The sequence below is a fragment of the Bradyrhizobium sp. WBAH42 genome (assembly GCF_024585265.1).
In the GTDB taxonomy this organism is placed as follows: domain Bacteria; phylum Pseudomonadota; class Alphaproteobacteria; order Rhizobiales; family Xanthobacteraceae; genus Bradyrhizobium.
In genome coordinates this window covers 2,322,455-2,334,180 of sequence record NZ_CP036533.1, presented here as the reverse complement: position 1 = coordinate 2,334,180, position 11,726 = coordinate 2,322,455, and the positions used below count along the sequence as shown (strand labels likewise).

6 protein-coding genes are annotated in these 11,726 nt (G+C 65.8%); 4 read left to right on the top strand and 2 right to left on the bottom strand.

Annotated features, from left to right (window positions below; all coding sequences use genetic code 11):
* The first annotated feature begins 80 nt into the window (after positions 1-80).
* The gene (locus DCG74_RS10870; RefSeq protein WP_172784991.1) at positions 81-2,855 is read left to right on the top strand and encodes a di-heme-cytochrome C peroxidase; all 2,775 of its coding nucleotides are present in this window, start codon (positions 81-83) and stop codon (positions 2,853-2,855) included.
* A 169-nt stretch (positions 2,856-3,024) separates the two neighbouring features.
* Here DCG74_RS10870 and DCG74_RS10865 read toward each other — a convergent pair whose 3' ends face one another.
* Positions 3,025-3,972, bottom strand: coding sequence for an alpha/beta fold hydrolase (locus DCG74_RS10865; RefSeq protein ID WP_172784992.1), 948 nt, complete (start codon positions 3,970-3,972; stop codon positions 3,025-3,027).
* A gap of 217 nt (positions 3,973-4,189) precedes the next feature.
* Here DCG74_RS10865 and DCG74_RS10860 point away from each other — a divergent pair, with 217 nt between their 5' ends.
* Both DCG74_RS10860 and DCG74_RS10855 read left to right on the top strand, forming a co-directional pair.
* Positions 4,190-4,654 (top strand): Hsp20 family protein, encoded by a 465-nt coding sequence (locus DCG74_RS10860; RefSeq protein ID WP_035997846.1) that lies wholly within the window; start codon positions 4,190-4,192, stop codon positions 4,652-4,654.
* A 152-nt stretch (positions 4,655-4,806) separates the two neighbouring features.
* Positions 4,807-5,577 carry an alpha/beta fold hydrolase gene (locus DCG74_RS10855; protein WP_172784993.1) on the top strand — a complete coding sequence of 257 codons (771 nt, stop codon included), beginning with the start codon at positions 4,807-4,809 and terminating at the stop codon, positions 5,575-5,577.
* Positions 5,578-5,639: 62 nt separating this feature from the next.
* Here the strand turns inward: DCG74_RS10855 and DCG74_RS10850 are convergent, their stop codons facing one another.
* The gene (locus tag DCG74_RS10850; RefSeq protein WP_172784994.1) at positions 5,640-6,398 is read right to left on the bottom strand and encodes a hypothetical protein; all 759 of its coding nucleotides are present in this window, start codon (positions 6,396-6,398) and stop codon (positions 5,640-5,642) included.
* Between the two features lie 490 nt (positions 6,399-6,888).
* Here DCG74_RS10850 and gltB point away from each other — a divergent pair, with 490 nt between their 5' ends.
* Entirely contained in the window at positions 6,889-11,634 is a 4,746-nt protein-coding gene (gene gltB, locus DCG74_RS10845) for a glutamate synthase large subunit (protein WP_172784995.1), read from the top strand.
* Positions 11,635-11,726 lie beyond the last annotated feature (92 nt).

Here is an 11,726-nt window from a genome sequence, read left to right as displayed (position 1 = left end):
GTGCTGTCGGTTTGTTAGGACTTTCCGCGCTCTAACGGCGCGCCTGCTTTCCTCGATTCGCTGTTTTCAGGATTTGGGCCATGCACGACCCCGCTTCGAAACCGCCCTTCGACCCCTCGATTCAAGTCTCGCCGAACAATCCCTGTCCGTTCCTGCGCGGCCTCGTCGGCGAAGGCTTCGTCGAGGGCGGCACCGTCCCGCTCAACACGCTGTCGCAGACCATCGCCAATGCGAGCGGCGAGACCGGGCTGAAGAAGGTCTCGGCCCGCATCCAGGTCCGCGGCGTTGCGATGATCGCCAACGGCATCAAGCACATCCTCAAGAGCATCGTTTCGGGCGCGCAGCTCGACGCGCTGCGCGGCGGGCCGCTGGACAAGCGCGGCGCCGGCTCGCGCATCCTCGGCGTCGACGGCAAGGTCAACGAGGACGAGATCGCGCGCCTTGCGAGCTTCGGCCGGACCTACACCGACCCGAACACCGGCAACAGCGAGCCCGGCCTCAACGCCGCGGAAATCAAGACCTTCATGCGCGACAACCTCAAGCGCGCCGGCAGCGCCGCACGCTGGTACTACCCGCTGCTGATGAAGTTCGAATGGCCCGTCCTCTTGAAGATCCTCGGCAAGGGCAAGCCGGGCGAAGAGCGCTATCTCAGCGTGGCCGACGTGCGCACGCTGTTCGAACAGCGCCAATTCCCCGACCGTATCAACCAGCGGATCGTGTCGCAGCCGCTGCTGTCGTCCTGTCAGCTCCGCTTTCGCTGGGCGGTCGCGCTCACGGCCGTTGTCATCGGCCTTGGCCTCATCGCCTTGGTCGCCGTCGCCGAATTTCCCAATCAGGTTCGCGCCATGCTGCCCCAGAAGGGCGTGCTGGTGAATCTCCTGCCGCCGCCCCTGCCCGCGATGCCCGAAACCAAGGCTGCCTATTGGCTCGAGCAGAACTGGTCGCTGAAGGACCGGCACTGGTTCCACCACGCCAGCCAGGGCACCGCGACGTTCCCGGTGCCCTATGAGTGGTTCGTGGCGCTGGAGCAGCCGCAGCTTCACCTGTTCTCGAAGCCCGGCATGATCAAGGACAGCGCTTATCTCGAGCGCTTCGGCTTCATCCCGAGCCCGCAATCGGTCCAGGTCGACACGGCGACGCTGCGCCGGTTCGGCTACGCCAATGTCTACGAGACCACGCAAGCGTCGGATTGGTCGACGCGGTGGACGCCGGTGGAGAACGTCGACGGCCTGCCGGTCGGCTTCGCGCGCATGACCGGCGTCGTCGATCCCGCGACGGGTCGGCGCGAAGAGGACAAGATCGGACTGACCTGCGCCGCCTGTCATACCGGCCAGATCCACTATCAGGGCGTCGACGTCCGCTTCGACGGCGGCCCGGCGATGACCGACCTGAAGAAGCTCGAGCTCGCAACCGGCCTGTCGATCGCCTACACGCTGTACGTCCCGTTCCGCTTCCAGCGTTTTGCCGATCGCGTGCTCGGCCCCGACGCCAGCAAGACGGAACGCGCGGCTCTGAAGCAAAGACTCAGCGCGATCGGCAGCTTCCTGATCGACTGGGCCAAGAACTACGAAAAGACGATCGAGGCCAAGAAGAGCTGGGACGGCAAGCAGCAGCAGGACACCGAGGAAGGGTTCGGCCGCCTCGATGCCCTCAACCGCATCGGCAACCAGGTGTTTTCGCAGGATCTCGCGCTGAGCGGCGTCAAGGGATTCGAGAAGAACCTGCACGCCCAGGACGCGCCCGTCAGCTACCCCGCGATCTGGACGGTGCCGTGGTTCAAGTTCGCCCAATACGACGCCTCGATCGAGCAGCCGCTGATCCGCAACGCCGGCGAAGCCCTCGGCGTGACCGCCCTGCTCAACCTGTCCGACGCCTATCCGGAGGACAGGCTGTGGCGCTCCTCGGTCAACATCAGGACACTCGGCTGGATCGAGGACATGCTGAGAGGCCCCGATCCATTCAAGGCGGCTGATACCACAACGGGTCCGAAGTTCGGCGGCCTGCTCGCACCGAAATGGCCCTCGCACATCCTCGGCGACGCCTGGAAGCTGAAGTCAGATCGGGTCGAGCGCGGCCGCGCCATTTACGCGGAGATGTGCTCCGGATGCCATCTGCCTGATATCAACAGTCCGGCCTTCTGGTCGTCGAAGCGCTGGGAGCCGAGCGGCGACAGCAAGGTGCTGAATGCCGTGACGATCCCGCTCGACGAGATCAAGACCGATCCCGAGCAGTCCCTCGTTCTCAGCAAGCGGACCGTCGACGTTCCCGGCTTCCTGAAGGTCAACACGGCCGACCTGCAGACATGGTGGCAGTGCCAGATCCCGACCGCGAGCGCTTCGCCCAACGAGATGGTCTACGCGCTCGGCCTGATGACGGTGGTCGATCTGGTCGCCCGCAAATGGATGGACGACGAGGACATCCCGGAGGCCGAGCGGGCGCACATCTGGAATCTCGCGCGCAAGAACTGCCTCAATCCGGCGCCCGATCCGCGCTATCGCGCGCGGCCCTTGAACGGCATCTGGGCCACCGCGCCTTACCTGCACAACGGCTCGGTGCCGTCGCTGTACTGGCTGCTGAAGCCGCAGAACGAGCGCCCGCAGAAGTTCTGCATGGGCCGCCGCGACTATGACCCCGACACCGTCGGTTTCGCAGTCACCGCCAACGAGCGCTGCAAGACCGGTGAAACGGAGTTCTCTACGACGGGCTCCGACGGCAAGCCTATCCAGGGCAACAGCGTGCTCGGCCATTCCTTCGAGCGCAAGGACGGCGAGCCGAAGCGCCCCGGCGTCATCGGCCGCATCTTCAAGGACGACGCCGAGCGCTACGACCTAATCGAGTATCTGAAGACGCTGTAACGCGACCCGTACTTCGTCATTGCGAGCCGACGGGTCCGCGCGAAGCGCGGCCCGATGACAGGCTCCGCGAAGCAATCCACACTGTCTCCGCGGAAACAGTCTGGATTGCTTCGTCGCAAGAGCTCCTCGCAATGACGGAGAACGAGGATTCTCCCCCTCGTCGCCGCCCTCACTTGAACAGCGGCGTGCCCGGCACGAAGGCGTCGAAGGCGGCCCAGAACTGGGCGCGGTAGCGGTCCTGCTCCTGGAGGATCTCGTGCTTGGCGCCGGCGATCACGAGATGGGAGCCGGCGCGCAAGTGATAGGCGAATTCCTCGATCGCCGCGGTCGAGACCACGGCGTCGTTGGAGGCCGCCAGCATCAGGATCGGCTGGCGGATCTGCGAGGGGTAGTTCACGCGCTTGAAGGTGTGCATGGCCCGGAAGGCGGTATCGGCCCAGGCGACGGTCGGCGAGGCCAGTCCGAGCGTCGGGTCTTCCTCCAGGATCGCGGCATTGCGCGCATAGCGGACGGGATCGCTGGTCAAGGGGTTGTTGATGAAGGGTTCGAGCCCGGTGAGGCGGTCGCTGCCGCCGGGAACGTAGCGGCCGCCCTGCCCGAGCAGGCGCATCGTCTTGAGCAGCGCACGCACCGGCAGCGAGGTGGTGCGCCCGGGCAGGTCGATCATCGGCGCGGACAGCACCATGCGGTCGAACCAGCGCTTGCCGGCATGTGCCACCCGCAGCAGCACAGTGCCGCCCATGGAGTGGGCGAGCGCGAAGAACGGCGGCGGGCAATCCGGCAGCACCACCTGCTGCACGAAGGTCTCGACGTCGATCTCGAAATCGGCGAAGTCGCGCACATAACCCTTGCGCGGATCGCGCAGGCGGCGCGACGAGTGGCCCTGACCGCGCCAGTCGATCATCGCCACCGCAAAGCCGCGGTCGCGCAGGTCGCGCACGGTCTCGAAATATTTCTCGATCTGCTCGCTGCGCCCGGTGAAGACGCAGACCGTACCCTTGCGGTTCGCCGGCGGCGCCCAGCGCGCAAAGCGCAGCTCGACGCCATCAGGGGTCTTGATGGTGCCGCTGACGACGTTTTCGGGGACGGGATTGGCGGGAATCGAGACCAGCGTCATTTGGGCGTGCTTGGGCGGGAAGTGCTGCAATTCAAGGGGCCAAAGCGCCGAAAAGGCGCCTGTCCCGCCCTCTTGAACGCCGTCTCGTTCCACCCATATCACCTTCGTGCAGGCCGCTACCAGTGTTTCGGAACCGGAACATCAGGCTGCACACAGACTAAAGCCCGGCCCGATTGGCGGGCGGGTTACCAACAGTCGCTCAATGGAGGACTTGACCATGCGTAGCTACGATCTCACTCCGTTCTATCGTTCCACCGTCGGCTTCGACCGCCTCTTCAACCTGCTCGATCAGGCCAGCTCCGACGGCAGCCCCGGTTATCCCCCCTACAACATCGAGCGCACCGGCGAGAATGCCTACCGCATCACCGTTGCGGTCTCGGGCTTTGCCAAGGATGAGCTCTCCATCGTCGCGAAGGAAAACACGCTGACGATCAAGGGCGAGAAGGTCGCGAACGAGAACTCGAAATCCGAAGTGCTCTACCGCGGCATCGCCGCGCGTGCCTTCGAGCGCGCCTTCCAGCTTGCCGACTTCGTGCAGGTGAAGGACGCCTCGCTCGAGAACGGGCTGCTTCACGTCGACCTCGTCCGCGAGATTCCCGAGGCCAAGAAGCCGCGCCAGATCGCGATCAACGCCGGCGCAAAGGCGCAGGTGATCGAGAACTCGGCCGCGCAGGCCGCCTAACCAGGCAACAACCGAAACGACTTCCAGGTTGCGAAAACGCCCCGGTGCCCGGGGCGTTTTTTTGCACTGCATCACAGAACGGTGAAGGCGTAACGCTGCGGCCTCGCGCGCCGTCCTTTGGGCATCGACCCCAAACAAGACGGAGAAAGATCATGTCACTCTGGCGCAGCCTTTTCGTCGCCGCGAGCCTTTTGGCGGCTCCCCTCAGCCTTGCTCATGCGCAGACCCCGCAGACGGTGAAGGCGAAGAACGTCGTGCTGGTGCACGGTGCCTGGGCCGACGGCTCGAGCTGGTCGGAGGTGATCCCGATCCTGCAGGCTGCAGGCCTGCATGTGACGGCCGTGCAGAATCCGCTGTCCTCGCTCGCGGACTCCGTCGAAGCGACCAAGCGGGCGCTGGCCGAGCAGGACGGGCCGACCGTGCTGGTCGCGCATTCCTGGGGCGGCACCGTGATCAGCCAAGTCGGCACGGACCCGAAGGTCACCGGCCTCGTTTACGTCGCCGCACGCGCGCCTGATGCGAACGAGGATTTCGTCGCGCTGTCGAAGCAGTTTCCGGCCGGGCCGGCGCGCGCCGGCATCGTCGAGCGCGACGGCTACACCAAGCTCTCGGAAGAGGCCTTCCTGAAGTACTTCGCCAACGGCGTGAAGCCGGAGCAGGCCAAGGAGCTCTACGCCGTGCAATGGCCGACCGCGGCCTCGATCTTCGCCGGCCGCACCTCGGAGGCGGCCTGGCGCTCCAAGCCGAGCTGGTACGCGGTGTCGAAGAACGACTACACCATCAACCCCGATCTCGAGCGCTTCCTCGCCAAGCGCATCAACGCCACCACGATCGAGCTCAATGCCGGCCACCTCTCGCTGGTGTCGCACCCGAAGGAGGTGGCGAATCTGATCCTGGATGCGGCGGGGTATCCGCGGAGCTGACACGCAGTCATTTCATGCAAAAGCGCCCGAGGGGTTCTCGGGCGCTTTCCGTTTGCTGACGCCTAGTCCAGCCCCTGCGCGGCGGGCATGTCCTGCGTCGGCAGGATCGTTGGGGCCAGCCTGGCCTGACCCACGGTCGGCGCGGCAGCTTGCGGTGCGGCCTCGGCCGGCTTGGCTTGCACCACGGCAGCTTGCTGCGCGGGCTGGGCCTGCACTGCCTGCACCTGCTGCGCAGCGGGCTCGGCCGGCTTCGCAGCGATCGGCGTCTCGGCGCGCCGCGGGGCGGGCTTGGGCAGCGGCACGGCGCGGCTTGCCACATGCGGGATCGACGCCGGCGGGCGCGGCGGACCGCTGCGGATCACGGTCGGCGGCGGCAGCGCGGTTTGTGGGCCGTACGGCGCGACCGCGCGGTCGTCATAGGCCGGCGCCATGCCATAGGCATCAGTGGCCGGCATGAAGCGGATGATCCGCCCGTCGCGGGCGTCGATCACCAGCCGGCCATCGTCGCCGCTTCTGTCGATTACCGCGATGGTGTAGACGCTGCCGCGCAGGCGCGGAATGCCGAGCGGCGAGAAGCCGTTTTCGCGCAGCACGGCGTAGACCTCGGTCGGCGGCAACACGGCCAGCGCCGGGCCGCGTTCCTCGTAGCCGTAACCGTAGCGCGGCGGCGGGGCGGCCTCCGGCGGGGCGTAGGGCCCGTCGAAATCCGACACCGCGATGACGGCCCCTCTCGCAATACCGCTCGGGGGAACCTGGGCATGCCCCGCACCGGCAGCCAGCGCCAGCGCGGCGGCCGCCACACATCTTGTGAAAAACTTCATGATCGAGACGCTCCTGTCAGGCCCTCCGGTGGCCGCCCTCTTTCGCTTCTCGCGGCGTGGCGCGCCTTCCGAAGGGTTGATCCGAAGCTTCATTTGGGATTTCGGCGCCGCGGGGGCCGGATCAGGGCGCGTTTGTCTCAAAACCGGGGCCGCGCAACTTTTGGAAAGCGATTGATTGACTTCTGCGGAATCGGGACTTCCGCGCGCTTGTGTGCTAGACAAAAATTTGGCAAGGTGATGGTTAGGACAGGAAGACTGTCTCATTTTGCCTGCGGTTCCGGCATAGGGATTGCAGCGAGAACTGGTGCTCTCGAGCGCCGGCAAGGTACCAGGCAAAGCCGTTCTCGGGGACGAAGAACGCCTAGGCCTGAATTTAAGAAAATGCGGCTCGCAGAGGACGAGCGGTGGCCCAGGATCGGGTGCCGCGGGACGCCGAAGGTGCGCCGAAGATGGCGGTGAGGCAGCTTGCCGCATGGAGAGGACAGGAACAATGAACGGGTCGCAATTCGAGCGCGCAAACATCGTGGCAGAAGAGCTGTCGGCGACGGTCGCCTCGAAAACGACCGATCCGATCACCTCACCGATTCAAGAGCACAATTCGCGCCCCCAAGCCGAAGGCCTGTATGATCCGAGCCTGGAGAAGGATTCTTGCGGCGTCGGCTTCATCGCCAACATCAAGGGCAAGAAGTCGCACGAGATCGTCTCGGACGCGCTGAGCATCCTCTGCAACCTCGAGCATCGCGGCGCCGTCGGCGCCGACCCGCGCGCCGGTGACGGCGCCGGCATTCTGGTGCAGATCCCGCACGCCTTCTTCAGCCGCAAGGCTGGGGAGCTCGGCTTCACGCTGCCGCAGCCCGGCGAATACGCCATCGGCGCGCTGTTCATGCCGCGCGACACCGCCTGGCGCAACGTCATCAAGAGCATCATCGCCGACCAGATCAAGGAAGAGGGCCTCACCCTGCTCGGCTGGCGCGACGTGCCGACCGACAATTCCTCGCTCGGCGTCACCGTGAAGCCGACCGAGCCCGCCTGCATGCAAGTGTTCATCGGCCGCAACGGCACCGCCAAGACCGAGGACGAGTTCGAGCGCCGGCTCTACATCCTGCGCAAGTCGATCTCGCAGGCGATCTACCAGCGCCGCGACCGCGGCCTCGCCGGCTATTACCCGTGCTCGATGTCCTGCCGCACCGTGATCTACAAGGGCATGTTCCTCGCCGACCAGCTCGGCAAGTACTATCCCGATCTGCACGAAAAGGATTTCGAGAGCGCGCTGGCGCTGGTGCATCAGCGCTTCTCGACCAACACCTTCCCGGCGTGGTCGCTGGCGCATCCCTACCGCATGATCGCGCATAACGGCGAGATCAACACGCTGCGCGGCAACGTCAACTGGATGGCGGCGCGCCAGGCCTCGGTGAGCTCCGAGCTCTACGGCAAGGACATCAACCGGCTGTGGCCGATCTCCTACGAGGGACAGTCGGACACCGCCTGCTTCGACAACGCGCTCGAATTCCTGGTGCAGGGCGGCTACTCGCTGCCGCATGCCGTGATGATGATGATTCCGGAGGCGTGGGCCGGCAATCCCTTGATGGATGAGAAGCGCCGCGCCTTCTACGAATATCATGCCGCGCTGATGGAGCCGTGGGACGGCCCCGCCGCGATCGCCTTCACCGACGGCCGTCAGATCGGCGCCACGCTCGACCGCAACGGCCTCAGGCCCGCGCGCTATCTCGTCACCAAGGACGATCGCATCGTCATGGCGTCCGAGATGGGCGTGCTGACGATCCCCGAGGACCAGATCATCACCAAGTGGCGGCTGCAGCCCGGCAAGATGCTGCTGGTCGACCTCGAGCAGGGCCGCCTGATCCCGGACGACGAGATCAAGGCCGAGCTCGCCAAGAGCCATCCCTACAAGGAGTGGCTGGAGCGGACCCAGATCGTGCTGGAAGAGCTGCCGAAGGTGCCGACCACCGGCGTGCGCTCGAACCTGTCGCTGCTCGATCGCCAGCAGGCATTCGGCTACAGCCAGGAAGACATCACCATCCTGATGACGCCGATGGCGGCCACCGGCGAGGAAGCCGCGGGCTCGATGGGCAACGACACGCCGATCTCGGCGCTGTCGGACAAGGCCAAGCCGCTGTTCACCTACTTCAAGCAGAACTTCGCGCAGGTCACCAACCCGCCGATCGACCCGATCCGCGAGGAGCTGGTGATGAGCCTCGTCTCGATCATCGGGCCGCGGCCGAACCTGTTCGACCTGCAGGGTATGGCCACCACCAAGCGCCTCGAAGTGCGCCAGCCGATCCTGACCGACGCAGACCTGGAAAAGATCCGCTCGATCTCGGAGGTGGCGGAGTCGCACTTCAAGTCGCGCACGCTGGACACCACCTTCCACGCCGGTCTCGGCGCGGCCGGCATGGACCAGGTGCTCGACGAGCTCTGCGCGCGCGCCGAAAGCGCGGTGCGCGAGGGAGTTAACATCATCATCCTGTCCGACCGCATGGCGGGCACCGACCGGGTGCCGATCCCGGCACTGCTCGCCTGCGCCGCCGTGCATCATCACCTAATCCGCGTCGGACTGCGCACCTCGGTGGGCCTCGTCGTCGAATCCGGCGAGCCGCGCGAAGTGCATCACTTCGCCTGCCTTGCCGGCTACGGTGCCGAAGCGATCAATCCGTACCTGGCGTTCGAAACCATCATCGCGATGAAGGACCGCCTGCCCGGCTCGCTCGACGACTATGAGATCGTCAAGCGCTACATCAAGTCGATCGGCAAGGGCCTTTTGAAGGTGATGTCCAAGATGGGCATCTCGACCTACCAATCCTATTGCGGCGCGCAGATCTTCGACGCCGTCGGCCTCAAGGCCGACTTCGTGTCGAAGTTCTTCGCCGGCACGCATACCCGCGTCGAAGGCGTCGGCCTCGCCGAGATCGCCGAGGAAGCCGTGCGCCGTCATGCCGACGCGTTCGGTGAGGCGCAGGTCTACAAGACCGCGCTCGACGTCGGCGGCGAATATGCCTATCGCAGCCGTGGCGAAGACCATGCCTGGACCGCGGAGTCGGTGTCGCTGCTGCAGCACGCCGCGCGCGGCAATTCGCAGGAGCGCTACCGCGCCTTCGCCAAGATCCTGAACGAGCAGTCGGAGCGCCTGCTGACGCTGCGCGGCCTGTTCCGGATCAAGAGCGCGGAGGAGGAGAAGCGCAAGCCTGTACCGCTCGACCAGGTCGAGCCGGCCAAGGACATCGTCAAGCGCTTCGCCACGGGTGCGATGAGCTTCGGCTCGATCTCGCGCGAGGCGCACACCACGCTCGCGATCGCAATGAACCGGATCGGCGGCAAGTCGAACACCGGCGAAGGCGGCGAGGAAGCCGACCGCTTCAAGCCGATGCCGAACGGCGATTCCATGCGCTCGGCGATCAAGCAGGTCGCCTCGGGCCGGTTCGGCGTCACCACGGAGTATCTCGTCAACTCCGACATGATGCAGATCAAGATGGCGCAGGGTGCCAAGCCCGGCGAAGGCGGCCAGCTGCCCGGCCACAAGGTCGATGCCACCATCGCCAGGGTGCGACACTCGACGCCGGGCGTTGGCCTGATCTCGCCGCCGCCGCACCACGACATCTACTCGATCGAGGACCTGGCGCAGCTCATCTACGACCTCAAGAATGTCAACCCGACGGGCGACGTTTCGGTCAAGCTGGTCTCCGAGATCGGCGTCGGCACGGTCGCCGCGGGTGTCGCCAAGGCGCGCGCCGACCATGTCACCATCGCGGGCTTCGAGGGCGGCACTGGCGCTTCGCCGCTGACCTCGATCAAGCATGCCGGATCGCCGTGGGAAATCGGGCTCGCCGAAACCCACCAGACCCTGGTGCGCGAGCGGCTGCGCAGCCGCATCGTGGTCCAGGTCGACGGCGGCTTCCGCACCGGCCGTGACGTCGTGATCGGCGCGCTGCTGGGCGCCGACGAGTTCGGCTTCGCCACCGCGCCGCTGATTGCGGCCGGCTGCATCATGATGCGCAAGTGCCACCTCAACACCTGCCCGGTCGGCGTCGCGACCCAGGATCCGGTGCTGCGCAAGCGCTTCACCGGCCAACCCGAGCACGTGATCAACTACTTCTTCTTCGTCGCCGAAGAAGTCCGCGAGATCATGGCGAGCCTCGGCTTCCGCACCTTCAACGAGATGGTCGGCCAGGTTCAGCTGCTCGACCAGACCAAGCTGGTTGCGCATTGGAAGGCCAAGGGCCTCGATTTCTCCAAGCTGTTCGTCAAGCAGAAGGAAGAGAAGGGCCAGAAGATCTATCACTCCGAGCGCCAGAACCATCATCTGGAGGCGGTGCTCGACCGCTCGCTGATCGAGCAGGCAACGCCTGCGCTCGACCGCGGCGCGCCGGTGAAGATCGAGGCCGCGATCAACAGCACCAACCGCTCCGCCGGCGCGATGCTGTCCGGCGCGGTCGCCAAGATCTACGGCCATGCCGGCCTGCCGCACGACACCATCCATGTCAGCCTCAAGGGCACCGCCGGCCAGGCCTTCGGTGCCTGGCTCGCCCACGGCGTCACCTTCGAGCTCGAAGGTGAAGGCAACGACTATGTCGGCAAGGGCCTCTCGGGCGGCAAGATCATCGTCAAGCCGCCGAGGAACTCGGCCATCGTGCCGGAAGAGAGCATCATCGTCGGCAACACCGTGATGTACGGCGCGATCGAGGGCGAGTGCTACTTCCGCGGCATCGCCGGCGAGCGTTTTGCCGTGCGCAACTCGGGCGCGGTCGCCGTGGTCGAGGGCGCGGGCGATCATTGCTGCGAATACATGACCGGCGGCATCGTCGTCGTGCTCGGCAAGACCGGGCGCAACTTCGCGGCCGGCATGTCCGGCGGCATCGCCTACGTGCTCGACGAGGCCGGCGACTTCGACAAGCTGTGCAACCTCAGCATGGTCGAGCTCGAGCCGGTGCTGTCGGAGGAGCTGATCAACGCCGGCACCTACAACCATGCCGGCGACCTCGAGGCGCATGGCCGGGTCGACGTGTTCAAGAACCTGCTCGCCTCCGACGTCGAGCGGCTGCACGTCTTGATCTCGCGCCACGCCAAGGCAACCGGCTCCAAGCGCGCCGCCGAGATCCTCGCCAATTGGAAGGATTGGCTGCCCAAATTCCGCAAGGTGATGCCGGTCGAGTACCGGCGCGCGCTGCGCGAAATGGCGGCCAACGCGGACGCCGAGCCGAAAATCGCGATCGGGGCGTAGGGCATCACATCCCGTCATTGCGAGCGCAGCGAAGCAATCCAGAAACTCTCCGCGGAAACAGACTGGATTGCTTCGTCGCAAGAGCTCCTCGC